This window comes from Rhizobium sp. KNZ14-9A (assembly GCF_056755015.1).
Genome location: NZ_JBPGXB010000002.1, coordinates 311,955 through 335,693, shown reverse-complemented (window position 1 = coordinate 335,693; position 23,739 = coordinate 311,955). Strand labels below are relative to the sequence as shown.

Sequence of the window (23,739 nt, the reverse complement as noted above, 5' to 3'; positions counted from 1 at the left end):
TGGCACGCCTCTTGCTTCGTTAACACTACGCCATCCCATCGGGAGTATTGTGTAGTGGAATGGGACACCCCAATCGAATTCGATCCCGTGATCCTGATGTTTCATGATCCGGATAGGCTCCTGTCCGTCCGCACGGCTATCGGAGCCGCCAACGCGCTCATGAAGGAATTCCCCTGCGATGACGGGGAGGAATTTCTTGCGGCGATCAAGATCTGTATCGATGTCGTGAAGGGCAACGCTGAGCCCGAGGAGCTACGAGCCGCGATTATTCGCGCCGCAGACGAGGCCGGGATTACCGCCATCGCCATATTGCACTGAGCCGGCCGTTTCTTGACCAGATAGAATGCGGCGCGTGCGGAAGCCACGGAGCGGGAAACCGCCCCTTTGCCGGCCGATCCATCAGACCGCCCAGGAGGTAAAGGGGTCCCTACTATGGAACTTCAGCATAGCGGATGATGCTCTGATTTTGGACATTGGCGACTAATTCATCTGAACGAGACAAAAATCGGCGGAGCAAGGGTGAGGAATTTGAATCGTTGTATCCTAAGGTGAGATCAATTGTTGGAGGCACACCCTCAAGTGCTCTAGCAACGACATTTGGCGTCAGCATATTTTGCGCATAAAGCGGAATAAGCGTTATTCCACCTGTAGACACGACGAGCGACATTGCTGATGGTAGGCCTTCGCCTTCGTACTCTGCCTTGAGTGTGATCCCAACGTCCGACGCGTAATCTTGGATCACGGATTGCAATACGGGAGAAATTCTAGCCGAACTGACGTAAGTTTCGCGGGCAAGGTCCTGCGGCCGGATCTTTTTGCGCGACGTCAAGCGATGGTCCGCCGGCAGCACGGCGATCAGTGGCTCCTTGGCTAAAAACTTGAAGGACACACCAACACTCTGCGTCTCGGGGCGAAGGAAAGCGACGTCCAGCTTGCCTCGCATCAATGCCAGAGCAAGGTCCGGGGAAGACTGACTGGACAATACGATTTCAACCTCCGGCGCTTCCTCACGAATAATACGCAATGCATGGGGTAGCCACACGACCTCTTGCCCTGCGAGAAAACCGATAGTGAACGACTGCTTTTCCGGCCGTTCTGCCCGCCGGGCCCCTTCCGCAGCCGCCTCGACTTGCAATAAGGCCAGCCGCGCGTGATCAAGAAACACTTTACCGGCGGCGGTGAGCGTCACGCCGCGCGACTGCCGTTCCAGCAGCTTTACACCGACTTCGGTTTCCAGATCGCGAATTTGCCTGCTGAGTGAGGGCTGGGACGTGTGAAGCCGCCGCTCTGCTGCGGTCAGTAAGCTTCCCTCCTCCGCAACAGCAACAAAATAGCGCAAATGCCTCAGTTCCATCGGGTCCTCGCTATACCTTTAAGGCATAGCTCGAACGTACAAGGTATTTGTCTTCGATAGAAGGGGGATTTAATTAACGTCGCAATTTCGGGATATAATCGAACGCGCCTCACCGGAGTATTTCGCCTGCGCGTCGAAAAGAAAGATGAGGCATGCGTGGCAATCTTGCGTTTATTATTGCAGTAGCGCGTGGATGAATGGCTCTAATTGATTATTTTGACCTTCAAAGGAATGTTTAACAGCGCAGATGGAGAGACTCGATGCCTACAATTACGACCACGGACGGCATAAACATCTTCTACAAGGACTGGGGCTCAGGCCAGCCAATCGTTTTCAGCCACGGCTGGCCGCTGTCGGCGGACGACTGGGACGCCCAGATGACCTTCTTCCTTCACCACGGCTACCGGGTGATCGCCCACGACCGGCGCGGCCACGGCCGGTCCGACCAGCCCGGCACCGGCAACGACATGGACCACTGGGTTGCTGACCTCGCGGCCCTGACCGAGCACCTCAACCTGCGCGACGCGATCCACATCGGCCACTCCACGGGTGGCGGTGAGGTAGCTCGCTATGTCGCCCGCCACCCGGAGCGGGTCGCAAAGGCGGTACTGGTCGCTTCCCTGACGCCGAACATGTACCGGAGCGAGGACAACCCGTCCGGTCAGCCGCCGGAGTGGTTCGAGGCAATCCGCGCGGGCGTGCTGGGCAACCGGTCGCAGTTCTTCCGGTTCGTCCCTGAGAACCCGTTCTACGGTTACAACCTCGACGGGGCCGAGCCTTCGGAGGCGATCATTGCGAACTGGTGGCGCCAGGGCATGGCCGGTGGTGCCCTGGCTCACTACGCGACTGTCGACTCTTGGCTGGAAGATTATACCGAAGACCTCAAGAAGATCACCGTGCCGGTGCTGGTGATGCATGGCGAGGCCGATCAAGTCGTCCCCTTCGCAAGTTCCGTGCCGCGTGCGGTCGACCTGCTCAAGAACGGGTCGCTGAAGACCTATCCGGGCTACCCCCATGGCATGCTGACCACACATGCGGATGTCCTCAACCCCGACCTGCTCTCGTTCATCAGGTCTTGACGACATCGACCGGACCGCGGCCGTCACCCAACGTCGGCCGGACGATCTGTCACCCGGCAGTACCGGGCGACACCTGTCGCCATCGACAGGCCAGCGTGCTTTCCGGCCCAGGCGCAGGCGGCACCGCCACTGCGAGGAGGAATTTCTTGCGGCGATCAAGATCTGTCTTGATGTCGTGCACGGCAACGCTGTCCCTTGGGAATTGAGAGCGGCGATTATTCGCGCTGCAGACGAGGCCGGGATTACCGCTATCGCCGTACTTCACTGAACCTTCGCTTTTGCGACAACGGCGGCTTGACGCCTGAATTTCGTAAGCGCTTCCATTCACCCGCAAGTTTCGTAAGCAAGATCCCAAAGCAAAATCAGTATCTTAACAATTACGCTTACGAACTTACGAAATTTCGGCATGTCTCCAACTCTCATGCGGACAGCCGACAGTCCTGGAATACCGGTCTGTCTCCGCACCTGTGTTTCGCAATTATCCCCGTAAGTCCGTAAGCGAAGCAATAAATCATTGAAACTATTGGAGAAACGCGCTTACGAAGTTTATGTGTGCAATCGTAAGCGCCGTAAGCAAGTCTGAAGGTCGGCCGGCACGACAGAGCCGCCGGAAGGCCAGCGTCTGCGAGGCGTTACGCTCGCACACTTTAGAAGACCCGTTCCCGCCCTCGCCGGCCGTGCTCGAATTCAATCCGTCCATCCACCCATCTCGCCCAGTGCCTGCTGCTCACATCGCCGCGAACATAGACACGCACAGCTTCCCGCCCGCGATTGGAAACCACCGCCTGAGGTTCGAACCCCAGCCCGACAAGCGCCCTCTGCAGATTGGCGCGCCAGCCTGCCGGCAACCGGCTGGCATCCTCGCTTCCGCCCGTCAAAAGCTTGCGCATGTCGGCGCAAGGCACCATCATGTCGCCATCGGGGATCAGGTCGCGGATGATCTCGAAGATGGGGCCGAAATCCGTCACGCCCTGGTGCAGGGCTTCAAGATCGGCCCGCAATGCCGGGTCATCCAGCCACAGCGGCTCGCGCTCGTAGATCGTCATGACTTCGGCCCAGACCTGCGCGCGATCGGCCCGGATTGCCGCGATATCGATCGCGGTGGGCTTGACCGGCCACCAGCGGCGATTGCCCGTCGTATCCGTCAGGAACTCGTCGGCGTTCGTCGTGGCGTAGAACACGAACTGGCGCGGCACGTCGTCGACCCTCTGCTTATACGCCCCGCGCGCGGTATCCGTGCGAACCGTGATGAACTTCCTGATCGCCTCGATCTCCCGGTTCGACCTGCCGGCAAGCTCCGCAAGCTCGACAAGCCAGCGCCCGCGCGTGTTCTCGATCACTTCGCGCGCGCCATCGCCCACCGTGACGCCGTCGGTCACCCATTCCTCGATCGGAACGAGAGCCCGGCCGAAGGATGATTTTCCGAGGCCTTGCCTGCCCTGCAGGGTCAGCACGTGGTCGAACTGGCACCCTGGCTGAAACACGCGTCTGGCCAGCGCTGAGAGCCATTTACGCGCGAAAGCGCGGTTCAGGCGCGTGTCCTCGGCGCCGAGATAACAGGTCAGGAACGTATCGACACGCCTCGTTCCATCCCATGCCGGCAGCGACGTGAGCCAGCCTTTCACCGGGTGATAGGGATGCCGGCTGGCGACCTTTTCGATAACGGGATTGATGTTGAAAACCTTCGGCGTCAGGCCAAACCCTTCCAGCCATTCCACCGCTTCGGCAAGGTCATTGTTGCCGACGGGACGAGGCTTCCAGTCGCCCTGGCGCAAATCCCACGGCGGGCGGGCAAGCAACATCGTCTGGCCGCTGAATTCATCATGGGCAAGCATCCCACGCGCGTCGGGATGGTGTTCCAGCATCACGGTCCAATTGAGCGTGAGTCCCGGACGGGGATTGCCCTTATCATTCGTCTTGAGCATGGCGAGCCAGTCGCGCGGCGGCTCGTGTGCGGTCATATGTGGCATGAGATTTTCCGCGTAGGATGAAGTGGCGTTCCCTTCTCCCCAGCGGGGGTCCGAAGGACGGGTCACGACCCGTGGCTCGACCCCCGCTGGAGAGAAGGCGACGTGGACTGTTTCGAACGTCGCCAGACCTATTCGGAAAACGGTTGGCAGATAGAATCGCGCTGCGAGACAGGGTTCGACGCCTCCAAGGCGAAGTGGATCGCGGTATAGCCGGCCAGTCAGGCCCCTTCTCGCCTCATCAGCGGTCAGCGCGCTCTCTCGCGTGCCGGAAACGAGGATATCGAACAATGGCATCCACAGCGGTCGCGAAGTCCCGCACGGCTTCAACCCGGGGTATGCTGCTGAAAATTAGCGCCGCGATCCGCCGGTATAGCTCGACCGTCCCGGTGCACGTTCAAAAACGATTGTCAGGCGGTAAACGCCGTCGTCCACGGCTTCAAGACCGCCACCGGGCGGGCCTCAGCTTGGAAATGAATTCGTTCCACGCCTTCCGAAGAGGCCCATCGGGCCGAGAGTGAACCGGCTTACTCCAAGCCCCGATATCTTGAGGCAATCGCGTCGAATAGGTACTCGCCGCAGTTGCCGATGCCGATGGTTTGGGGAATACTCGTGCTCTGGCCCTGAAGGCCTGCGCGGTGACTGATAAGGGGGACAATGTCATGCCTGTAAAATACCTTTTGGCCGCGGTAACGATCGCGCTTCTGAGCCTTTCAGGGTGCGCGACCACCGGCACCGGCGGCGACAACACGACCTACGCAACTCCACTGGGGATGGGTCCCGTTCGCGGCAATATCGGTGGCTATTAGTAGCTGCTGATTTCCATTGAGAGCTGATCCACCGAGGGGTTCGGGAAACCGGCCTGTCGATCACAGTTTTCGAACCCTGTCTGGTTAGAGCAATTCCAGCAAAAGTGCATAGCGGTGTTGCGTCTGGAATTGCGTAAAAACAAAGAGATAGAGTGGTTCCACACCCGCTTCTGGCTGTCTGCGGCTTCGCTTGAGCGGCAGGTCCGACAAGTGTCTCGGCATAGGGGCCGTAGTTCTCCCGCAGCAAATGATGGATATATGCTGCTAGAGGGAAACATTCGTAAAGCTCTGTCGCCGCGACAAGGTGAAGAGCTGTCCAGAAGCGGAGCCTGGGATTGCTTCAATGGTACATGACGTGAGCGCGGGGCGCCGCCAAAACACCGCCGGTCTGCGCCGGTTCCTCGACCTTGAGCAGCAGCGCGATTGGATGCACGGTGAGACGATCCTGCACGATGCCGACGAGCGCTCGGAGTCCCTGGAATTGCGTCTCAAGTACGTCCCCAGGTTTGAGAAGCTGCTGCGCCGGCCGCAGGCACAAGCGGTTCTGGACATTGTCAGGCGCTACGGGAGCGACTGCATTCCGATCCCGCGCCGGACCGAGCGGCACTACTGGTCGGTTTCCTGTCTGCCGTCGACACCGGGCAAAGCCCTCGTTCGCGTCAATGCGAGCTGGATGGAGCTCTTCTCGCTCTATGCTGATGATGAGGACATCCGCGCTCTCTTCCTGGTGCATCTTTCCGATTTCACCACCGACCACTCACTCGATCACGGCCAGGTGGACGAGGATTTCCTTGGGTCCTGTGTCATGATGCCTGATCACGTCAGCTATGTCTTTCCCAGGGGCGAGGACATTTTCGGCGTCAAGGTCCGCGGCTTCTCCTCAATTGGCAAATTTCTCGCCACACCCCGTGCGTTGCAGGCTATCCGGGCATTCAACCTGACGCACATGAACCGTGGCCGGAACGCCTATCAGGCGAGCCACTGTTACAGGCTGGCGGATCACATGCTGGGCGACGACGGACGTTGAGCAATTGAGTTCAGCAGGTCATCGACGCACGCCCTCGAGGTGGTCGACACGCATACCGATCCCATCCAGAACTTGGACAAGCCGGCCTTCGATGTCGATCTCCGCGCTTGGCGCACGCCACGCAACGAAGCCGTCGGGGCGAACCAGCACGGCGCCGCCATCGCCCACGCCATAAGCATGAGGCCAGCGTCCTTCCGGGTCGCCGAGATCGCCGTGCGCGCCGAAGACATGGCAAGCGAGCGGGATGCCGCCGTCCTTGCGCAAGCGATCCGCCGCGGCGCGCCAGTTCGCATCGTTTGCCAGCAACACGAAACCGCGTCCGAACAGATCCAGCGTCGAGAGCCTTTCGCCTTCACGCTCGATGACGAGATGCGGCGCGCGGGTGCCGGGAACGCCGGCGAGTTCCGCGACCGGTTCGAACGACCGGTCGCGAGCGGCAGCCTCGAACACCAATGCGCCGGTGTCGTCGCGCTGTCCGAACACGACATCGTAGTCATCTACGATGGCGACGGCAGGCGGCAACCGCCCCGCAGGGTCCTTGAACCATTGCTGCAGACGAGCGAGCGCCTGCGCCAGCGTCGCGGCGATCACCGGCCGGCGCTCCGCGTCGTAGCTGTCGAGCAGGCTGGCATCCGCCTCGCCGCGAACGACCATCGCGAGCTTCCAGGCCAGGTTGTGCGCATCGTGGATGCCCGAATTTCCCCCGAATGCGCCGGTCGGTGGCATGAGGTGCGCAGCGTCGCCGATCAGGAAGCAGCGGCCCGCACAGAAACGGTCTGCAACGAACGCCGCCATCTCCCAGGACCGCGCATCGACCAACTCCGCCTTGACGCCGGATCGGCCGGCCGCTTTTTCGACGAGTTCCCGGCAACGGTCGCGGTCGAAGTCCTCCGGTCGCTCGCCCCTTTCCGGAAAATATTGCAACGCCAGCAGCCAACGCCCGCCTGGACGCGGCGTGATGGTGGCGTTGAGATCGCTGACGAAGCAGGAGGTGAGCGGCCTGCCGCCGATCTCGGGAGACAGGTCCGTGTCGAAGATGATGCTCATCCAGTGCTGCAACACGCCTGACCCCTTCCAGTCGATACCGAGGTTTTCGCGCAGCGTGCCATTGGCGCCGTCAGCGCCGATCAGATAGTCGGCGACAACAGTTTCCTCCTTCCCGGTTTCGCGATTGCGGATGACAGCACGAACCGCGGCGGAATCCTGCTCCAGGGATGAAAACTCGGTATTGAAGCGAATGTCCGCGCCGGTCCTCTCCGCGTAATTGCGCAGGATCGGTTCCAGCACATGCTGGTCGCAGGTCGCGGGCTGTGTTGGACTGTAGGGGCTAGCATCGTGCCATGCCGGACCGCCCCATCGAATATCCGGATCGGCAAGGTTTCTTGCCCGTGCAATACCGCCGCCCTGCTGGTCGCCGGTGCGTTTGGCGCGGATTTCCGTCTCCAGCCCGAGACTGCGGAATATCTCCATGCTGCGCGGCGAGATGCCGGTGAACTTGTACTGGATCGAAGTGCCGGCATGACGCTCCACCACCATGCAGCCGACACCCTGATGGGCAAGGAGTGCAGCGGCCGTGAGTCCGTTCAGGCCGCCGCCGACGATCAGAACCGGGATATGCGTGCTCATGCGTTTCTCCTATGTTTGGGACACGACAGGTCCGTTCCCGGCAAAGCCAGGCTGCAAATGGAGGTTTATTACTTTGATTGACAAAAATATTTGATGACTCAAAATATGTCAAGATAGCAGCACCGGAGCCGAGACATGACACCCCCTCGCGATGCGTCCAACCTTGCCGATGAGGCCTGGCGTTTGATGTTCAACTTTCTGATGAGTTCGGCGCCGCAGCGTCTGGCTGCGCAGCAGAGGTATAGGCTGACGCCGAACGATTCCCGCGCCCTTTTCTCGCTCGGCGCGGACGGCAAGCCGATCGGGGCATTGGCGCGCGAATGGGGCTGCGATCCCTCGACCGCAACATGGCTGGTAGACCGGCTGGAGCGATCCGGCCTGGCCGATCGCATTCCGTCGTCAAGTGATCGACGTGTGAAGCTCGTGCGGGCAACCGAAAAGGGGACTGAAACGAAGACCGAATTGCTGGCGGCCTATCATCAGCCTCCGCCAGAACTGGCAAGCCTATCGGAGAGTGATCTGGATGCACTCGTCAGGATTTTCGGGAAGCTGCACGCCGAAGGCGCTTGATCGCGCCGCCCGGCCCGGTGTGCCATTTCCTCCACTCAGGAGCGAAACCGGGCACTGAAATCCGCTCCAGCCGCGGCATGGCGTGGGAGAGATCGCAAACTTCTGGGAAGCTCTAATGACCTCGCCGAGGCGAAGGCCAATCCGAAAGTAAAATGATGCCGAACCTTGTCGGAAACGGAAAAATCTTCGCCGGCGCGATCTCGGAAACCGGCGGCCGCTATAGGGCGCGGTCGAAGTGCCCGCGCGCGCCTTCCACCATGATGCGCAGATACTCGGGATCGCGCACCCCCTGCCGATAAAGCTCGACGGTGATTGCGGCAATGCGCGCGGCCTCTTCGGAGGCCTTGTCGACGCCCGCCTCTTTCAGAAGCGTATCGAAAACGGGCTGGCACGCGGAAAGATCGCGGGCGTCGAATGGCTGCGGTTTTCGGACATCGATGGTCTTCATGTCGTTCAAAAGCCGGCGCCATCGGTGGCGCCGGCTTCCTCCCTCCCCTCCGATCAAGCGACGTTCTTTTCGCCTTCGATCATCTGCATCGGCGCCTGGGAACCCTCGGCGCTGCCGATGGCGATCTTGCGCGGCTTCATCGCTTCAGGGATCTCGCGCTTCAGCTCGATCGTCAGAAGGCCGTTCGTCAGCGACGCATTCTCGACCCGAACATGATCGGCAAGTTCAAAGCGCCGCTCGAAGGAGCGGCCGGCAATGCCGCGATGCAGGTAGTCGCCCTGCTTCTCCTCCGCCTTCTGACCCTTCACGATCAGCACGTTGCGTTCCTGGGTGATGTCGAGGTCGCTGTCGGCGAAACCTGCGACCGCCATCTGGATGCGGTAGTCGTCCTCGCCGGACTTGACGATATCGTAGGGCGGCCATGTGTCGATGGCCTGCAGACGCTGCGGATTGTTCAGAAGGTTGAACACACGGTCGAAGCCGATGCTCGAGCGGTAGAAGGGTGCGAAGTCGAATTCGTTTCTCATGACCAAATCCTCCGTAAAGCGAGTTGGAAAGGAGACGCGTCGGAAACTGCGTCCCCGGCTTCCGGCCCCCTTTGGGCTGCCGGCGAATATCGATTTGGTTTGGCTTTTTTTGCGTTTCAAGAGGCTTCGAAAATTTTTTTGAACGTTCGGCAGCGGCCCACTTGAACGCCGAAAACAGCGAAACAATCTCTTATCCGCCTGGAGATTTTCCTCAACCGTCGAAAGTTTTTAGGAGATCCAACATGACAATCGAAGGCAAGACGACAGCCGGCCCGGCCAATGTCCTCGACGCCATTTCGGCGTCGCATATCCTGCATCCCCATCGGCACTTTTCCCATCCGGACGAAGTGGTTGTTTCGGACACGATGACGACCGAAGAGAAGCGCGCGATCCTCGCCTCCTGGGCATCCGACCTTCACGCGGTCGAATCCTGTCCCGAGTTGCGCCATCCTCCGGGTGTCGCCTGCTCCATCCGCTACCAGGACATCCTTTCTGCCTTGAAGGCCCTGGATGGCAGCCGGCGGGATTTCGCCATGAGAAGGCAGACCCGCAAGCCGGTCTGCACCATGCTGGAATAAGGGAGGCCGGAATGCGACAGAAGGCGTCACAGTCTCCATCCGCTCCGGAAGGCAACCCGATCACCGACAGGCTCGTTCTCGCGTCGAGATATGCGGAATGTCTGCGGCGGCTCTCGCGCTCGGCCGACCGGCTGCGCCACGCCGATCTCGGCGAGAAGCTGATGGAGATTGCCGGGTGCATGGACCGGATGAGCTACGACATCGCGATCAACGATGCGGGCGTCGAAATCCTGAGGCGCGCAGCACGCCTCATCGGCACGGTGGAAGCATTGGTCGACCGCAAGGCGAAGGCATCGATCCTGCACTGAACGATCCGTGCAAGCGATTGAAGCGTCGGAAATCCGTTGCACTTCTGCGCCATAAGGCGGAGGTGTACTTTGGCTATCACCGAAGAGTGCTGCATCGAACGAGAGCGGAATGGGCGTCAGGAATTATCTGATCGAAGGCGTGTCCGGGACCGGCAAGACCTCGGTCGCCACCGAATTGCAGCGGCGCGGTTATCACGTCATTCATGGTGACCGCGAGCTTGCCTATCGAGGCGATCCCCATACGGGTGAACCGCTGGATGGTTCTCGGCATGAGCAGAACGATGTGGCCTTTGTGCAGAGGCACCATCTCTGGCATGTCGACAAAGTCAGGTCGCTCGCGGCCGATAAAAGCCACCCGATCTCCTTCTTCTGCGGCGGCTCGCGGAATTTCCATCGCTTCATCGATCTGTTTGACGGGGTCTTCGTTCTCGATGTCGATCCGGACACGCTGAAGAGGCGGCTCGCCGGCAGGGCCGAAGACGAATTTGGCGGAAAACCGGCCGAACGGGACCTGGTCCTGCACCTGCATGCGACGAAGGAAGACATTCCCGGGAATGCGACGACCATCGACGCCACCCGGCCGCTCGCCTCCGTCGTCGACGATATCCTGTCGAGATGCGCTGAGGCCAGCTAAGCGCCGCAATATCCGTACCCGCGCGAAGCGGAGCAGTCGATCGATCAGATCTTTCTCGCCTCGTCGGCTGTCCGCGCGCTCTCTCGCGTGCCGGAAACGATAATCTCCAGCACTTCATGCTCGTCAGTATTCCTGATGTAACGATCGCCGACATATTCGCCGCGCTTGAGGACCATGACGCGATCACCCACGGCAAAAATATCGACCAGGCGGTGTGAGATGATGATCTGGGCGACGCCCTGTCTCTTCAGTTCCAGCATGGTTTCGAGCAGCCGCTCCGTCGCCATCACGGAAAGGTTGGCGGTCGGCTCGTCGAGGATCACGACGCGCGGCTCGAACGAGATTGCGCGGGCGATCGCGACGGATTGCTGGCGGCCGCCCGACAGGCTTTCGACCTTTTGATAGACGGAGTTCACGTCGACCTTGAGCCGTTTCAGCACGCTGTCGGCTTCCGCATACATCTTCCGCCTGTTAACGAAGGGGCCTTTGAGCGGCCAGCGGCCAAGGAAGATGTTCTGGCCGACATCCATGTTGCCGCAGAGCGCGAAATCCTGGTAGATCATCTCGATGCCGACGCCGCGGCTCTCGTGCGGGCTCTTGAAGCGCACCGGTTGCCCGGCAACGAGGATATCACCCGCATCGCGCTGATAGGCACCGGTCAGGATCTTCATCAGCGTCGATTTGCCGGCGGAATTGTCGCCGACCAGGCCGAGAATCTCACCGGGATAAAGCGTCAGATCAACCTTGCGAAGCGCCTGCACGGCCCCGAAGGCTTTTTCGATGCCCCGCATTTCCACGATCGGCGCGGATGGTGTCGCCTCAGCCATGACTGCTGTCCCCTGTTGACGCCCCTCTTCTCAGCCGGGCTCGCAGGCGTCCGAAAATATTGGCCTGGCGCACCCATATATCGATCAGCACTGCGACGATGAGGATGACGCCGATAAAGACGTTGATCCAGTGCTGCGGCATGCTGAACCCCTGGACGTTGAGTTGAAGCAGTGCGCGGACGAGCGTGATGACGGCGGCACCCGCAAGCGAACCGATCATCGTGCCGTAACCGCCGAAGATCGATCCGCCGCCGATGATGACGGAAGCGATCGCATCGAGCTCGCGAAACTGGCCGGCGACCGGGTTGAAGCTGCGGAAGTAGGCGACATTGATGATCCCGGCCATGGTGGCGCAGAGCGCCGACAGCATGAGCGCGATGAAGCGCACGCGGTTGGTGTTGATACCGGCATAGGCTGCGGCGCGCACGTTGCCGCCGGCCGCACAGACCTTCAGCCCGAACGGCGTATAGGCAAGCACGATACCGGCGATCACGGCGATGAAAAACATCCAGATCGTCTGGACGCTGACGACCTCGGCGACCGAGCGAATGATCCCCGGCGGCAATGCAAGGCCGAAATGCAGGAGAACGTCATTCACCTTGCGCCCGAGCAGGTTATAGCCCTCCGGCCAGCCCGTCAGCTGCTGTCCCGCGACGAACCAGGCGGCGAGCCCGCGGGCAATGTAGAACATGCCGAGCGTGGCGATGAAGGCAGGTAGTTTGAAGCCGACGACGACCGTGGCGTTGACGGCGCCGGCGCACGTCCCCGCAAACAGGCCCATCGCCACGGCGGTGAGCGGGTCGGCGCCGAGCACCTTCAGGAAATAGGCCGCAGTGCTGCCAGCAAGGGCAAGCACCGCGCCGACGGAGAGATCGATATCGCCGGCTGCGATGACATAGGTGAGCCCGACCGTGATGAGGGCCAGTTCCGTGTAATTGAGCAGGATGGCAAAGGTATTGGGCAGGTTCCACCAGTAATCCGGCCTGAGCGCGAGGCCCGTCAGCCACAACACGACGGTCAGGATGATGGCTAATGCGTCGCGGCGGGCGAGAAACTTGCCGAGCCCGGTGGCAGACAGCGCCATGTCGGCCGCCATCGCCCCCTTGGTCTGGACACCTTCAATCGCCACGCCGCCCATTTCGTAGGCCGGCGGGGGCGGCCGGCGGCGCAGCCATGCCCATAGCCGGGCCGCAACCTGGCGCCGGATAAGGAAGGGCTCGATCAGCACGGCGATGACGAGAAGCAGACCCAGGAAAACCAGCACGGCGCCGGCCGGCAGGGTGAACTTGGCGCCGACTGCGATGCTTTCGCCGTCGATCACGACGATGCGCGTGATCGGCCATCCCTCGCGCAGCACCTTGTCGATCAGCACGACGACTGCAGCACCCAGGCAAGACCCGATGACGCGCCCGCGCCCGCCCAGGATCGATGCGCCGCCGATGACGACGGATGCGATAACGGTGAGTTCCCAGCTGACACCATAGAGAGGGGTGACACCCTTGTCCTGCGCGGCCGACAGGAGAGCTGCAAGGGTCGCGCAAAGCGAGGAGAGCAGATAGGCGCGAATGCGCACCCAGCGTGTGCGAATGCCGGCATAGACCGCCGCCTGCTCGTTTCCGCCGGTGGCGAAAGTCTCATAGCCCCAGCGGGTCTTGGCAAGCACAAGGGCCCCCACCATGGCGATGAGGAAGAAGATCGCGATCTGGTTGTTGAAGCCGAGGATATTCGTCTCTCCGAGGTGGAAGAACAGCGGATGGTCTTTCGCCTTGTCGGAATAATAGATTGCCTGACCATGTGTGAGCGCCAGCACGAAGCCGCGGCCGATGAAGAGGATCGTCAGCGTCGCGATGAAGGCCGGCACTTTCAGGACCGTGACGAGCACGCCGTTGATCAGGCCGATCGCTGTGCCCAGCAGCACGCAGAGGATCACCGACTGGATCACGCCGAAATCGAGAAAGCTCGGGGAAAAAAGCCTGGCGAAAACGACGGCGATCAGACCGTAGGTCGAACCGACCGAAAGATCGAGATCCCTGTTGACGATGACGAAAGTCATCCCGACCGCGATGATCCCCACACGGGACGTATCGCGCAGAAGCGCGTGAAGGGCCTCTGTCGATCCGAAGAAGGCCGGATTGACGATGGCCCCGCCGAAGTAGAGCAGCGCAAGAAACATGAGGAGCCCCGCCTCCCAGCCGCCGACGAGCTGGGGCGGCGCACGGCCGAGCGATGTCGTCGTGGCGGGCTCCATGAGTTTCTACCGACCGATCCTTGCTTTGACGTGGCGGGACGGCTCGCACCCTCCCGCCTTGATTTCAGACGTTTCGAACGGCAGTCAGTTCTCGAAGCGCTTGCCGACGTTGGCGACCGTTTCCTTCGTCACGAGCTGGGCACGCGTGTCGAGATTGGCAGCTGCGATACCGCGATCGATCTGGAGATAGAGCTGCATGACAGGCCAGAAGCCCTGCAGGAAGGGCTGCTGGCCGAGCGAGCCGGTCAGGTTCCCTGCTGCGATGCCTTCCTGCTGTGCCGGGCCGAGATCGAAACCATAAGCGCACAACTTGCCGGTCTTCCCCATCTGGGCAACCGCCTTGACGAGCGGCGGCGTAAAGACGTTGTTGGCTGTGAAGGCGCCGACCACGTCACCGCGGGACTCAAAGAGCGAAACAAGTGCGTTGACGGGGTCGTTCGGGTTCGTGTCGATGCCGACATTCTCCGGACCGGCGTCAACCTTGAAGGCATCGAGCTTGCCTGCGTCCTTCAACGTCTTGACGATGGCATTGAAGGCGGCGGTGACACGGTTGTTCACCTCGATATTGCCCATCGCCGTGGAGGACGGCAGCACGATCGAGCCACTGGTCGCGCCACTGGCAAGCACGCAATTTGCAAGCGCCTCGCCGCCGATTGCCGCCGCCGACGCATCCTGGCCGGTGTGGCTGATCGCGCTCCGGTGCAGAATGTTGCCGTCGAACGAGTTGGTCGTCGCGATCGGGATGCCGGCCGCCTCGGCAGCCTTGACGATGTCATTATAGGCGCCGACCTGCGGCGTCGTCATGATGATACCGTCGATAGTCGGGTCCTGAATGATCTGGTTCAGGATCTCGAGCTCGCGGGCGGGGTCGTCCACCGGCGATTCCGAACCGAGCAGCAATATCTTGGCACCGATCATATTGCCGGCGACGGTCGCGCCGACATAGACAGGGTCAAAGAAGCCGTTGCCTGCCGTATGCGTTACGATCGCGAAGGTCAGATGACCGTCAGCCGAATGGAAATCCTTCGTGCCGGGGGCCTCTTTTGCGGCTTCCTCGAAGTTGTAGCCGCCAACCGCTTTCTCGACGCCGCCCGACTGCGCAAATGCATGCGAGACACCGAGCGATAGTATCGCGGCTGATGCCGCGTAGAACAATACCCGCCTCATGATTGGTCCTCCCTTGAAACCAAGGGAGGAAAGCCGTCGGGCGCAATGTATCGAGAGTGGGGCCGAAGGCTTATCCTCCCATTTGCTAATATTCTGCGCAATTCCGACCCAAGTAAACGGATAAGTTGATCATCCTGGCGAATTTGTTTGCTTTAGAAGCATCCGATAACCGATTTTGATTGGCAGGCATCACTTTGATCGCGCGGTTCCTGCGCGCGACCTGACCATTGGGTGAGCGCCGCTCGTCCATTCGGATGCACAAAGGACGATTTCGGGGCCGATGCTGGAGGGCTGCACGCATCGCCGGTTGCCATCCTCCAAATATTGGCAATCCTTGCCAAACTATGCCATTATCTCAAAACGAGGTGATTGATATGGCAACCATGAATGTTTCCCTGCCCGACCCGATGAAGGAGTGGGTGGAAGCCCAGACCAGGACGGGGCGCTACAGCAACGCAAGCGATTATGTCCGTGATCTGATCCGGCGCGATCAGGAGCGATCGGACAAGCTGGCAGAGCTGCAACGGCTTGTTACCGAAGGTTTGGACAGTGGCGTCAGCGACCGCTCAAAGGAAGACATTCTCCAGGCTGCGCGTGAACGGTTGGCCGCCAGCCGGGCATGAAATATCGAACAACCTTTGAAGCAGATCGGGATATAATCGATATCTACGTTCTCGGCGCCGAACAGTTCGGCGTCGCGCAGTCCGAGCGATATGTGGACGAGTTGTTCGGCACGTTCGAATTGCTTGCCGATAATCCGCAAATGGCCCGGGAGCGCCGGGAACTGAACCCGCCCATGCGGCTTCATCCCTATCAGGCACACATGATTGCCTACACAATCCGGGAGCACGGCATTCTGATTGTTCGCGTCCTGCACGGTCGGCAGGATTGGCAAGGTCTTTTCAGCTAGGAACCGGCAGGAATCGTGTGTCCTCAATCAGGCTCCTGATATCACTTCTCCTATGTCGCCCCGCATAAAGCGGAAGCGCCGCTGGCGATAACGCCATCGCCCGCCGACCGCGATTTACGCCATGCATACGCGAGAAAAAAAACGGCACAAGCGGCGAACGGATCAGCAAAGACAGGCCGTAGCGCAATGCTGGAATGATGTCTCGGATCGCCGCGTGATCGCGGATTACTCGGGATAGGCCTCAGCGCCGTCCAGCGCCGCCTTGTGGAAGAGGATGAAGACCAGGGGGTTGCCGGGCTCGGACATTGCATCGCTGCGCTGTCCCGTTATCTCTCCGGCCACGCCGCTCGTATATTCCGCGACCACTTCGCCGAAGCTGTTGCGCTGGATGGCCACCTTCTGTCCGGGTTCGACCTTGTCGTTGAGCTTGACCAGATGCTCGACGATCCCGCCCTGGGTTGCCAGGATAGGGAACGCACTGTTGCCGACGAAGACATTCACGTCCTTGCCTGTCCGGCCCATCGGCCCGGCAACGATGCCGTGATGCTTGAGGACGTTCATCGTGCCTTCCACGAACAGCGCGATCATCTCGATGTCCAGAACGCGCGCAGCGCCGATCTCCGGCGTGAAGGACGGGATGCCCTCATCCATGAACGCGTTGTGCAGGACACCGGGATAGACATGGTTGTCGAAGATCTGGCCGACGGGATAGAGCTCCACCATGGCCTTGACCTCGGGCACATCCATGCCGCCAATATTGAATGCGGTGACTTCGAACCCGGTTGTTCCGGTGTGGAAGTCGATCGCGAAGTCGGCGTTCGGCCGCAGCAGCCGGTTGAACAGCAGCCCGGCATGCCGGCTGGGCGCGGAGGCACCGTTCTCGTTCCCGGGCCATTCCCTGTTCATATCGATCAGATCTACGCCCCTGCCCTGATTGGGCCACCTGCGCTGCATGCTTTCAAGGGCCGGGCGTGCCACGTCGGTGACCGCCATGACCGTGCCCGACATCTGCGCCGGATCGAGCTGGTTCATCACGGTCTGCACCGTGTGAATGTTGCTCATTTCATCGCCATGCACACCGCTGGTCAGGATGCCGCGCTTGCCCGGCTTTGCCCCCTTGGCGACCGTCACCGACACATACCAGTGCTGCCCCGTGGGCATCTGCGCACCTTGAAAATACAGGAGGTGCTTCTGCCCGGGCTCCAAGTCGTCGACGTCGAGCGCGCTGACGACCTTTTTCCCCTGGATGACATCGCCGGTATAGACCGTTCCCGAGGCTGGATTGGCAGCGGGTTTTGCTGCGTCCTGGCCATTCGCAGCACCGGTGCTGACGGCGAGCGCCGCCGACGCGCCGACCGTGGCAATGGATGCGATCAGGAGATCGCGGCGATCGATGCCTTTCTTCGATTTGTCCGACATGATGGAAGCCCTTTGTGTTGAGAACAACGGCACGTACATCGGTCGCGAGAAGCCCGCGCAACTTCAATCTAGGGTATGCTGCTGAACCGGCAAGGCCGCGTGATTTCTGCGAACCTGTGCCGGGTTTACGAACTTGCGATGTCGTCCGGCAAAATCCGAAAAGCAGTCATTCTTTCAGAGCGCGTTTCGGGACTGTGAACAGCATCGCTCTGCGTTGCGCGAAATATTGCGCGGGTGTGTTACCCAGAGCCTTCTTGAACATCGTGATGAAGGCGTTCACCGAGTCGTAGCCCAACTCGGCAGCTACGGTCTGCACCGTCGAACCGCTGGCGAGTTCCCGAAGCGCTACGACAAGGTGCAATTGCTGCCGCCAGCGTCCAAACGTCAGGCCCGTCTCCCGGATCATCAAACGAGCCAACGATCTCTCGCTCATCGCCACGCGCTGCGCCCACTCGCCTAACGTGCTGCGGTCAGACGGTTCGATCGTCAAGGCATCCGCTATCGCACGGATCTTTGAATGGCTGGAGATCGGCAGATTGAAGCGTTCACGCGGCATTTCGACCAGTTCGTCCAAAGTCACCCTCGCAATCCGGGCGGCGTGGCTATCTGGAAGATAATCCGCACTCTCGCGCGCCAGCCGATGGACCATTTCCCGGATCATCGGAGAGATCGATAGGGTGCAGCATTCCTCGGGCAGGTTCGCGGCGCCTGGCTCCACGAACAGGTAGCTGAGCCGGGCATTCGCCGTCGCCCTCGCGCTATGCGGCACCGAGCCCGGTATCCAGACTCCGCAGTTGGGCGGTACGATCCAGATCTCGTTGTCCGCAGCGCAGGTGACTGCCCCGTGCAGCGCGAGAATCAACTGACCCTTGCGATGCGTGTGCGTCGGCACTTCCGCTTCGTATTCTGCGAAGTCGAGCTGGCGCGCGACCGCCGGCCGATCCGTGAGATCGGGGTCAAAGACGGAAATGGCTGATCGTGAGGTGCGCATAGTATTGGCAGGATTCAGGTGTTTTTTGACAGGATACCGAATTTATTTACCTTGGCAACTCGGCGATAGTGGCCGGCATGAGCACAGTCCATACTTCAAAAAGTCCCCTCGCGAGGGCCAGCGCCACAATAGCGCGCGCGGGTTCGAATCTACTTCGAACTCCCACCATGAAGGCAGATGCGGATGCGCTGCTCTTCTCGGTAAAGAGCTTCGCTGCGGCGATGCTCGCCTACTACATCTCGCTGCGCGTTGGGCTTCCCAAGCCTTATTGGGCCATCGTCACCGTCTATATCGTCTCGCAGACCTCTGCCGGCGCATCGCTCAGCCGCGGCGTCTATCGTCTCGCCGGGACGATTGCCGGCGCCGTGGCGACAGTGGCGATAGTACCGCGTTTCGTGAACGATCCGATCGCATGCAGCGTGGTGCTCGCCTGCTGGATCGGTGTGTGCCTCTACTTCTCGCTGCTCGATCGCACTCCGCGAGCTTATGCCTTTGTTCTTGCAGGCTACACCGCGAGCCTGATTGGCTTCCCAAGCGTACTCGATCCAGGCGCGGTCTTCGATACGGCATCGGTGCGGGTCCAGGAGATCTCGATCGGGATCCTCTGCGCCGTCCTGTTACATCGCTACGTCCTGCCGAAGCGCATAACCGACCAGTTCATCGGCAAGCTGTCGGCAACGCTGCGGGACGCCCGTCGGCTGGCAGGTGACGCGCTGAACGGAACGCCGGGAGAGAAGACCCGTCGCGACCGCAACCACCTGGCAGTGGACCTCCTTGTCCTGCAGGGGCTTGCGACGCACCTGCCATACGACCCGGCCCCCGTGACACCGCGTCGGGAGAAACTGCAGTTGGTCCATGATCGTCTCGCACGGCTGCTTCCGCTTGCGACCGAGATCGAGGCTCGGATCCATGCCCTGAGTATCGGGAACCACAACCCGCCCGACGAACTGACCTCCTTGCTGCGGGACGTCGAGGCTTGGATCGAAGCCGTCGACGTGGCTGAGCGAGAGGGCGGCGCGGTGCCGCTGATCGACCGCGCGCGGTCGCTCAAGGCATGCATCAGCCCGAATGCCGTGACGCCTGGCGACAGGCTCGCCGCAAACCTCGTCGGCCATCTCGCAGAGATGATCGGCCTGCTCCACGATTGCGATCGGCTCACGCCGAACCTCGCGACGGCCATCCGATCACGCGATGCCGGATCATTCCACTGGCAAAGGCGCGCGAAGGGCTACGTCTATCACCGCGACCCCTGGATGGCGGCCCGGGCCGGGTTGGGTGCCATCGTCGGCATCCTCATCGGCTGCACTTTCTGGATATCGTCGGCCTGGCCGGACGGCGGGACAGCCGTCTCGATCCTCGGTGTATGCTGCACTCTATTTGGGAATGTCGATGCGCCGGCATCGAACGTCATCAAGTATATAATCGGCTCGGTCTGCGGGGTGGCGATCAGCCTCGCCTACAGCTTCGTCATCCTTCCCCGAGTCACGGACTTCAGCGTCCTTATCGCAGTGCTCGCGCCTGCGTTCCTGTTTGCCGGTTCCATGCAAGCGCGTCCCCCGACGACGTTCATGGCGCTCGGAATAACCCTCACCATTCCGATCCTCTCGGGTCTGGGCACCACCTACAGCGGTAACTTCGCAGCATCCCTCAACACCGTCATCGCGCTTTTTGCGGCAACCGGATTTGGGGCGGTCAGCATGACACTGTTTCAGACCGTACCGATCGACGCCGCGATCAACCGACTGCTTCGACTGAGTCGGCGAGACGTCAGGCGGCGAGCCCTTGGCAACGCTCCCAACGAAGCGCACTGGACAAGCCTCATGGTCGATCGGACAGCGCTGCTGCTTCCAAGGTTCCGATTATCCAATAAGTCCTATTCGGATGTGCTTGACGATACGCTGCACCATCTTCGCATCGGCCACGCCATTGGTCGGATCCGTCAGACGATCGGGCAGATCGAGGGCGAGATCGGCGACAACGCGCGTGCTCTTCTTTCGGCGATCGCCGCACACTTCGGCGCCGCGCGCCCGACTGGACCTGTCGAAGGCATCGGTCTGGATCAGCGCATCGAGACGTTGACGATGCTGATCGCCGGCAGCCCCAACGAAAAACATTCACTGTTGCTCGACCTGCTCATCGACCTTCGGTTCGCCTTGAATCCGAGTAGTACTGCGGACGCGGAGATCGGGTCATGATCGTCGATCTCAACATCGGGGGCGTCCTCATACCCGGTTTGCTGGTGCTCGTGTTCGTCGCGCTGGTCGCCACGATTGCAGTGATCCGTCTGCTGGTCGTCGCGGGCATCTTCCGCCTGTTCGCCTACCGGCCACTCGTCGAGCTCGCCACCTTCACCATCATCTACGGTCTGCTCGTGCAGCACCTGCCATCCACCGGATTATTCCAATGAAGCCTGTTTTATCCCTGCTCGGCCGCTACGCCCTGACCCTCTGCCTCGTCGCGATCGCCGCTCTTGTCGCTTTGCCGGTGTGGAGGCGCTACGAGCAGATGCCCTGGACGCGGGATGGGCGCGTGCGCGCCGATGTGGTGCGTATCGCGCCCGACGTGTCCGGCCTCGTCAGCGAGGTGCTGGTCCAAGACAACGAAGAAGTTCATGCGGGTGACGTGATCTTCCGTATCGATCATGTGCGCTATACGCTCGCCCTGAAAGCCGCGGAAGCCAAAGTCGACAGCAGCAAGGCCGCGCTCGACATGGCCAATCGCGATCTCGTCCGCTATCGCCAGCTCAACGACACGACCGTCACCCGGCAGAAAGTGGAACAGGTAGAAACAGCCGCCGGCCAGGCTGAGGCGACCCATCGGCAGGCACAACTCGACCGTGACCTAGCCGCGCTCAATCTGGAACGTTCTTCGGTCAAGGCTCCAGTTGACGGCATCGTTACCAACCTGGGCATCCATCCAGGAGATTTCCTGGCAACCGGGACGCAGGCGGTGGCCCTTGTCGATACCGCCTCGCTACGCATCGAGGGATACTTCGAGGAGACGAAGCTGCGGCAGGTCGCGATCGGCGATCCGGCCAGAGTCCGGCTGATGGGAGACGATGCCGAGATCACCGGCCGTGTGGAGAGCATCGCCGCCGCCATCGCCGACGATCAGCGGAGCGACGCGGGCAATCTCCTGCCGAAGGTCGTGCCCACCTTCTCGTGGGTCAGGCTCGCACTGCGCATCCCGGTCCGCATCCACATCGACCCCGTCCCCATCGGCATCAGGCTGATCGCCGGCAGCACCGCGACCGTGGAGATCGTCCCCGCTACAACATCGGCCCGAAAATCGGGATCGCTTTTCGGAAAGCCTGATGCGTAGATTCAAAGAGTTAGAGCGCTGTGCGTACGAATGAACGCACGGCGCTCTAATGTGCAGTATAGGCGCCATCCACCAGGTAGTGAGCTCCTGTAATGAAGCTCGCCTGTTCCGACAGCAGGAAGCTGACGAGATTGGCGACCTCATCAGGTGTTCCCCGCCGGCACATTGGCTGCAGCGCCGCCATCCGCCGTGTGCTTGCTGCTTCCAGATGCTCCGACAGGAGTGGCGTGTCGATCCAGCCGGGACCGACGGCGTTTACTCGGATTCCATATCGCGCATATTCTATCGCGGCGACCTTCGTCAGGCCGACAAGGCCGTGCTTGGCTGTGGTATAGGCGGCCGCGGTCGGCAACCCGACGGCCCCAAGGGCCGACGACATGTTCACGATTGACCCCCCGCCCGATTTCAGCATCGCGCCGATCTCGCATTTCATGCAGTAGAAAACGCTGTTCAGATTGACGTTCATCAATCTGTGCCAGTCGTCGAGCGGATAGTCTGCGACCGCTGCCCGTACGCCATCGACCCCCGCATTGTTGACGGCGAGATTGAGACCACCGCATTCCTCGACGGCAAAATGGACAAGCCTCTGCACCGCCTCGAAATCGGTCACATCGACGACAAAGGCGCGGGCGCGACCGCCGTCCGCAGCAATTGCCGCGGCAGTCTTGTGCGCAGCATCCTCATTGAGATCGGCAACGACGACCTCGGCACCCTCGTTGGCGAGCTGCCGGGAAACGGCAGCCCCGATACCGGAGCCCCCACCCGTCACGATCGCGACTTTTCCTTCCAGGCAAAGTTTCATCGCTTCCTTCCATTCTCGTATTCTAATACTCTTGCAAAACGAGTGGCCGAGGCAAGGAGATTCGTGAATGATCGAAATGCATACTATTGCAAGTTGCGAAGCTTGTCCGCCTGCCAGATACGCAATTCCACAGAAGCGAATGGGCCGCAAACGAGCCCGCTGCTGACCGGAAAACATCGAAGCTGACTAAGGGTAGGTGGAAATGAACGAAAGGGCAGCAGTCACGCGCCGGGGCCTCGTATTGGGGAGCCTGGCTCTGATGCTTCATGGATGCAGTACGACATCGGATGGCCCGCCGCTGGGCTATCGGGTTTTGGGAAGGGACCCGGATGCCGATCCCCGCTATCGCCGGCAGGAAGTGGCCTATGACGGCAGCGAACCGCCCGGCACCATCGTCGTCGATACGGGCGCACGCTATCTCTATTTCGTCGAGGACGGCGGCGTTGCCACGCGCTATGGCGTCGCCGTTGGCGAGGAAGGCTTAAGCTTCAAGGGCGAAGCCACGATCGGCCGCAAGGCGGAGTGGCCTTCGTGGAAGCCCACCGACGACATGATCGCGCGCAAGCCGCGGCTGGCCCAATATGCCGATGGCGTTCCGGGAGGACCGGACAACCCGCTGGGGGCTGCGGCCCTTTACCTCTACCAGGGCGGCCAGGACACACTCTTCCGGCTGCACGGAACCAACGCGCCCTGGTCGATCGGTCATGCAGTGTCGAACGGCTGCATTCGCCTGACCAATGCAAACATCGTCGACCTCTACTCCCGCACCCGGGTGGGAACGCGTGTAGTCGTCATTTGATGCCGTTTACCATGTGAAATTACGGGGTTGGCCACACCGGTAAGTATCTGCTAATGTAGATTCGTTGCACGTTGCATCACTCCCGCACTGTCCAAGGTGCCGATTATCGTCAAACTTTGAGGTGCAGCCTTTCAGGCCTGCACCAGGATGAGGAGAGGACTTAATGAGCAGAATTTTATTCGTGATCCTCGCAACGCTTGCGGTGGCCAATCTGAGTGCCTGCGGGTCGATTGGTAAAGGCAAGGGGAAAGCTCCACCGCCTGCAGCAACGGCCGTCTACAAGTAAAATTCGCATAACACTTAGGAAGGGCTCGGTAGGCCCTTCCTC

26 protein-coding genes are annotated in these 23,739 nt (G+C 60.8%); 15 read left to right on the top strand and 11 right to left on the bottom strand.

The features are described 5' to 3' along the window. Positions 1-54: 54 nt before the first annotated feature. On the top strand, positions 55-318 hold the full coding sequence (locus tag ACR9ZQ_RS07740; protein ID WP_481427464.1) for a DUF982 domain-containing protein: 264 nt from the start codon (positions 55-57) through the stop codon (positions 316-318). 112 nt (positions 319-430) lie between these two features. Here the strand turns inward: ACR9ZQ_RS07740 and ACR9ZQ_RS07735 are convergent, their stop codons facing one another. Beyond that, positions 431-1,354 (bottom strand): LysR family transcriptional regulator, encoded by a 924-nt coding sequence (locus ACR9ZQ_RS07735; protein WP_481427463.1) that lies wholly within the window; start codon positions 1,352-1,354, stop codon positions 431-433. A 260-nt stretch (positions 1,355-1,614) separates the two neighbouring features. On the opposite strand from ACR9ZQ_RS07735, the gene ACR9ZQ_RS07730 reads away from it, so the two are divergent. Next, positions 1,615-2,433, top strand: a complete 819-nt coding sequence (locus ACR9ZQ_RS07730; protein WP_439016151.1) for an alpha/beta fold hydrolase — start codon at positions 1,615-1,617, stop codon at positions 2,431-2,433. Between the two features lie 647 nt (positions 2,434-3,080). Here ACR9ZQ_RS07730 and ACR9ZQ_RS07725 read toward each other — a convergent pair. Then, positions 3,081-4,403 carry a virulence-associated E family protein gene (locus tag ACR9ZQ_RS07725; RefSeq protein WP_481427462.1) on the bottom strand — a complete coding sequence of 441 codons (1,323 nt, stop codon included), beginning with the start codon at positions 4,401-4,403 and terminating at the stop codon, positions 3,081-3,083. 659 nt (positions 4,404-5,062) lie between these two features. On the opposite strand from ACR9ZQ_RS07725, the gene ACR9ZQ_RS07720 reads away from it, so the two are divergent. Together ACR9ZQ_RS07720 and ACR9ZQ_RS07715 are read left to right on the top strand one after the other, a co-directional pair. Further along, positions 5,063-5,209 carry a hypothetical protein gene (locus ACR9ZQ_RS07720; RefSeq protein WP_310385516.1) on the top strand — a complete coding sequence of 49 codons (147 nt, stop codon included), beginning with the start codon at positions 5,063-5,065 and terminating at the stop codon, positions 5,207-5,209. Positions 5,210-5,552: 343 nt separating this feature from the next. Then, positions 5,553-6,236, top strand: a complete 684-nt coding sequence (locus ACR9ZQ_RS07715) for a hypothetical protein (protein ID WP_310386167.1) — start codon at positions 5,553-5,555, stop codon at positions 6,234-6,236. 18 nt (positions 6,237-6,254) lie between these two features. Here the strand turns inward: ACR9ZQ_RS07715 and ACR9ZQ_RS07710 are convergent, their stop codons facing one another. After that, positions 6,255-7,862, bottom strand: coding sequence for an FAD-dependent monooxygenase (locus ACR9ZQ_RS07710; RefSeq protein WP_481427461.1), 1,608 nt, complete (start codon positions 7,860-7,862; stop codon positions 6,255-6,257). A 135-nt stretch (positions 7,863-7,997) separates the two neighbouring features. On the opposite strand from ACR9ZQ_RS07710, the gene ACR9ZQ_RS07705 reads away from it, so the two are divergent. Continuing rightward, the gene (locus ACR9ZQ_RS07705; protein ID WP_481427460.1) at positions 7,998-8,432 is read left to right on the top strand and encodes a MarR family winged helix-turn-helix transcriptional regulator; all 435 of its coding nucleotides are present in this window, start codon (positions 7,998-8,000) and stop codon (positions 8,430-8,432) included. Between the two features lie 217 nt (positions 8,433-8,649). On the opposite strand, the gene ACR9ZQ_RS07700 is transcribed toward ACR9ZQ_RS07705, so the two are convergent. Next, positions 8,650-8,880 (bottom strand): hypothetical protein, encoded by a 231-nt coding sequence (locus ACR9ZQ_RS07700; protein WP_481427459.1) that lies wholly within the window; start codon positions 8,878-8,880, stop codon positions 8,650-8,652. A 53-nt stretch (positions 8,881-8,933) separates the two neighbouring features. After that, positions 8,934-9,407, bottom strand: a complete 474-nt coding sequence (locus tag ACR9ZQ_RS07695) for an Hsp20 family protein (RefSeq protein WP_481427458.1) — start codon at positions 9,405-9,407, stop codon at positions 8,934-8,936. A gap of 242 nt (positions 9,408-9,649) precedes the next feature. On the opposite strand from ACR9ZQ_RS07695, the gene ACR9ZQ_RS07690 reads away from it, so the two are divergent. The 3 genes from ACR9ZQ_RS07690 (at position 9,650) to ACR9ZQ_RS07680 (ending at position 10,927) form a co-directional block, all read left to right on the top strand. Further along, complete coding sequence (locus ACR9ZQ_RS07690; RefSeq protein ID WP_439016159.1) at positions 9,650-9,985, top strand: hypothetical protein; 336 nt, start codon at positions 9,650-9,652, stop codon at positions 9,983-9,985. Positions 9,986-9,996: 11 nt separating this feature from the next. Next, a complete protein-coding gene (locus ACR9ZQ_RS07685) occupies positions 9,997-10,293 on the top strand; it encodes a hypothetical protein (RefSeq protein ID WP_481427457.1) in 297 nt (98 codons plus the stop codon). 109 nt (positions 10,294-10,402) lie between these two features. Further along, positions 10,403-10,927, top strand: coding sequence for an AAA family ATPase (locus ACR9ZQ_RS07680; protein WP_481427456.1), 525 nt, complete (start codon positions 10,403-10,405; stop codon positions 10,925-10,927). A gap of 44 nt (positions 10,928-10,971) precedes the next feature. Here ACR9ZQ_RS07680 and ACR9ZQ_RS07675 read toward each other — a convergent pair whose 3' ends face one another. The 3 genes from ACR9ZQ_RS07675 to ACR9ZQ_RS07665 all read right to left on the bottom strand — a co-directional run bounded on the left by ACR9ZQ_RS07675 (position 10,972) and on the right by ACR9ZQ_RS07665 (position 15,169). Then, positions 10,972-11,754, bottom strand: a complete 783-nt coding sequence (locus ACR9ZQ_RS07675; RefSeq protein WP_007815323.1) for an ATP-binding cassette domain-containing protein — start codon at positions 11,752-11,754, stop codon at positions 10,972-10,974. Then, a complete protein-coding gene (locus tag ACR9ZQ_RS07670; RefSeq protein ID WP_481427455.1) occupies positions 11,747-14,002 on the bottom strand; it encodes an ABC transporter permease in 2,256 nt (751 codons plus the stop codon). Before ACR9ZQ_RS07670 ends, ACR9ZQ_RS07675 begins: the two co-directional genes overlap by 8 nt. Before the next feature lie 84 nt (positions 14,003-14,086). Continuing rightward, entirely contained in the window at positions 14,087-15,169 is a 1,083-nt protein-coding gene (locus tag ACR9ZQ_RS07665; protein WP_113322496.1) for a substrate-binding domain-containing protein, read from the bottom strand. Positions 15,170-15,543: 374 nt separating this feature from the next. Between ACR9ZQ_RS07665 and ACR9ZQ_RS07660 the strand changes: the two genes are divergently transcribed. Together ACR9ZQ_RS07660 and ACR9ZQ_RS07655 are read left to right on the top strand one after the other, a co-directional pair. Further along, positions 15,544-15,792: a type II toxin-antitoxin system ParD family antitoxin gene (locus ACR9ZQ_RS07660; RefSeq protein WP_310385534.1), complete on the top strand. Its 249-nt coding sequence runs from the start codon at positions 15,544-15,546 to the stop codon at positions 15,790-15,792. Continuing rightward, on the top strand, positions 15,789-16,079 hold the full coding sequence (locus ACR9ZQ_RS07655; protein ID WP_439016164.1) for a type II toxin-antitoxin system RelE/ParE family toxin: 291 nt from the start codon (positions 15,789-15,791) through the stop codon (positions 16,077-16,079). The genes ACR9ZQ_RS07660 and ACR9ZQ_RS07655 overlap by 4 nt, the downstream gene beginning before the upstream one ends. 225 nt (positions 16,080-16,304) lie before the next feature. Here the strand turns inward: ACR9ZQ_RS07655 and ACR9ZQ_RS07650 are convergent, their stop codons facing one another. Then, positions 16,305-17,498, bottom strand: coding sequence for a peptidase M14 (locus ACR9ZQ_RS07650; RefSeq protein ID WP_481427454.1), 1,194 nt, complete (start codon positions 17,496-17,498; stop codon positions 16,305-16,307). A gap of 166 nt (positions 17,499-17,664) precedes the next feature. Next, entirely contained in the window at positions 17,665-18,489 is an 825-nt protein-coding gene (locus ACR9ZQ_RS07645) for an AraC family transcriptional regulator (protein WP_481427453.1), read from the bottom strand. Positions 18,490-18,656: 167 nt separating this feature from the next. Here ACR9ZQ_RS07645 and ACR9ZQ_RS07640 point away from each other — a divergent pair, with 167 nt between their 5' ends. Genes ACR9ZQ_RS07640 through ACR9ZQ_RS07630 form a run of 3 tightly spaced genes read left to right on the top strand, consistent with a single transcriptional unit; the run spans position 18,657 to position 21,810 of the window. Continuing rightward, positions 18,657-20,684, top strand: a complete 2,028-nt coding sequence (locus ACR9ZQ_RS07640; protein ID WP_481427452.1) for an FUSC family protein — start codon at positions 18,657-18,659, stop codon at positions 20,682-20,684. Next, a complete protein-coding gene (locus tag ACR9ZQ_RS07635) occupies positions 20,681-20,896 on the top strand; it encodes a DUF1656 domain-containing protein (protein WP_310385543.1) in 216 nt (71 codons plus the stop codon). Before ACR9ZQ_RS07640 ends, ACR9ZQ_RS07635 begins: the two co-directional genes overlap by 4 nt. Next, a complete protein-coding gene (locus ACR9ZQ_RS07630; RefSeq protein ID WP_481427451.1) occupies positions 20,893-21,810 on the top strand; it encodes an efflux RND transporter periplasmic adaptor subunit in 918 nt (305 codons plus the stop codon). Before ACR9ZQ_RS07635 ends, ACR9ZQ_RS07630 begins: the two co-directional genes overlap by 4 nt. Before the next feature lie 46 nt (positions 21,811-21,856). Here the strand turns inward: ACR9ZQ_RS07630 and ACR9ZQ_RS07625 are convergent, their stop codons facing one another. Further along, positions 21,857-22,612, bottom strand: coding sequence for an SDR family NAD(P)-dependent oxidoreductase (locus ACR9ZQ_RS07625; protein WP_310385546.1), 756 nt, complete (start codon positions 22,610-22,612; stop codon positions 21,857-21,859). Positions 22,613-22,814: 202 nt separating this feature from the next. Here ACR9ZQ_RS07625 and ACR9ZQ_RS07620 point away from each other — a divergent pair, with 202 nt between their 5' ends. Next, on the top strand, positions 22,815-23,411 hold the full coding sequence (locus ACR9ZQ_RS07620) for a L,D-transpeptidase (protein ID WP_310385548.1): 597 nt from the start codon (positions 22,815-22,817) through the stop codon (positions 23,409-23,411). Positions 23,412-23,574: 163 nt separating this feature from the next. Beyond that, positions 23,575-23,697, top strand: coding sequence for a hypothetical protein (locus ACR9ZQ_RS07615; protein ID WP_007815309.1), 123 nt, complete (start codon positions 23,575-23,577; stop codon positions 23,695-23,697). Positions 23,698-23,739: the final 42 nt, after the last annotated feature.

Excerpts from the sequence above, each read along its gene's own strand:
- ACR9ZQ_RS07735 (WP_481427463.1), bottom strand. The coding sequence starts at position 1,354 with ATGGAACTGAGGCATTTGCGCTATTTTGTTGCTGTTGCGGAGGAGGGA.
- ACR9ZQ_RS07730 (WP_439016151.1), top strand. The coding sequence starts at position 1,615 with ATGCCTACAATTACGACCACGGACGGCATAAACATCTTCTACAAGGAC.
- ACR9ZQ_RS07725 (WP_481427462.1), bottom strand. The coding sequence starts at position 4,403 with ATGCCACATATGACCGCACACGAGCCGCCGCGCGACTGGCTCGCCATG.
- ACR9ZQ_RS07720 (WP_310385516.1), top strand. The coding sequence starts at position 5,063 with ATGCCTGTAAAATACCTTTTGGCCGCGGTAACGATCGCGCTTCTGAGC.
- ACR9ZQ_RS07715 (WP_310386167.1), top strand. The coding sequence starts at position 5,553 with ATGGTACATGACGTGAGCGCGGGGCGCCGCCAAAACACCGCCGGTCTG.
- ACR9ZQ_RS07710 (WP_481427461.1), bottom strand. The coding sequence starts at position 7,862 with ATGAGCACGCATATCCCGGTTCTGATCGTCGGCGGCGGCCTGAACGGA.
- ACR9ZQ_RS07705 (WP_481427460.1), top strand. The coding sequence starts at position 7,998 with ATGACACCCCCTCGCGATGCGTCCAACCTTGCCGATGAGGCCTGGCGT.
- ACR9ZQ_RS07700 (WP_481427459.1), bottom strand. The coding sequence starts at position 8,880 with ATGAAGACCATCGATGTCCGAAAACCGCAGCCATTCGACGCCCGCGAT.
- ACR9ZQ_RS07695 (WP_481427458.1), bottom strand. The coding sequence starts at position 9,407 with ATGAGAAACGAATTCGACTTCGCACCCTTCTACCGCTCGAGCATCGGC.
- ACR9ZQ_RS07690 (WP_439016159.1), top strand. The coding sequence starts at position 9,650 with ATGACAATCGAAGGCAAGACGACAGCCGGCCCGGCCAATGTCCTCGAC.
- ACR9ZQ_RS07685 (WP_481427457.1), top strand. The coding sequence starts at position 9,997 with ATGCGACAGAAGGCGTCACAGTCTCCATCCGCTCCGGAAGGCAACCCG.
- ACR9ZQ_RS07680 (WP_481427456.1), top strand. The coding sequence starts at position 10,403 with ATGGGCGTCAGGAATTATCTGATCGAAGGCGTGTCCGGGACCGGCAAG.
- ACR9ZQ_RS07675 (WP_007815323.1), bottom strand. The coding sequence starts at position 11,754 with ATGGCTGAGGCGACACCATCCGCGCCGATCGTGGAAATGCGGGGCATC.
- ACR9ZQ_RS07670 (WP_481427455.1), bottom strand. The coding sequence starts at position 14,002 with ATGGAGCCCGCCACGACGACATCGCTCGGCCGTGCGCCGCCCCAGCTC.
- ACR9ZQ_RS07665 (WP_113322496.1), bottom strand. The coding sequence starts at position 15,169 with ATGAGGCGGGTATTGTTCTACGCGGCATCAGCCGCGATACTATCGCTC.
- ACR9ZQ_RS07660 (WP_310385534.1), top strand. The coding sequence starts at position 15,544 with ATGGCAACCATGAATGTTTCCCTGCCCGACCCGATGAAGGAGTGGGTG.
- ACR9ZQ_RS07655 (WP_439016164.1), top strand. The coding sequence starts at position 15,789 with ATGAAATATCGAACAACCTTTGAAGCAGATCGGGATATAATCGATATC.
- ACR9ZQ_RS07650 (WP_481427454.1), bottom strand. The coding sequence starts at position 17,498 with ATGTCGGACAAATCGAAGAAAGGCATCGATCGCCGCGATCTCCTGATC.
- ACR9ZQ_RS07645 (WP_481427453.1), bottom strand. The coding sequence starts at position 18,489 with ATGCGCACCTCACGATCAGCCATTTCCGTCTTTGACCCCGATCTCACG.
- ACR9ZQ_RS07640 (WP_481427452.1), top strand. The coding sequence starts at position 18,657 with ATGAAGGCAGATGCGGATGCGCTGCTCTTCTCGGTAAAGAGCTTCGCT.
- ACR9ZQ_RS07635 (WP_310385543.1), top strand. The coding sequence starts at position 20,681 with ATGATCGTCGATCTCAACATCGGGGGCGTCCTCATACCCGGTTTGCTG.
- ACR9ZQ_RS07630 (WP_481427451.1), top strand. The coding sequence starts at position 20,893 with ATGAAGCCTGTTTTATCCCTGCTCGGCCGCTACGCCCTGACCCTCTGC.
- ACR9ZQ_RS07625 (WP_310385546.1), bottom strand. The coding sequence starts at position 22,612 with ATGAAACTTTGCCTGGAAGGAAAAGTCGCGATCGTGACGGGTGGGGGC.
- ACR9ZQ_RS07620 (WP_310385548.1), top strand. The coding sequence starts at position 22,815 with ATGAACGAAAGGGCAGCAGTCACGCGCCGGGGCCTCGTATTGGGGAGC.
- ACR9ZQ_RS07615 (WP_007815309.1), top strand. The coding sequence starts at position 23,575 with ATGAGCAGAATTTTATTCGTGATCCTCGCAACGCTTGCGGTGGCCAAT.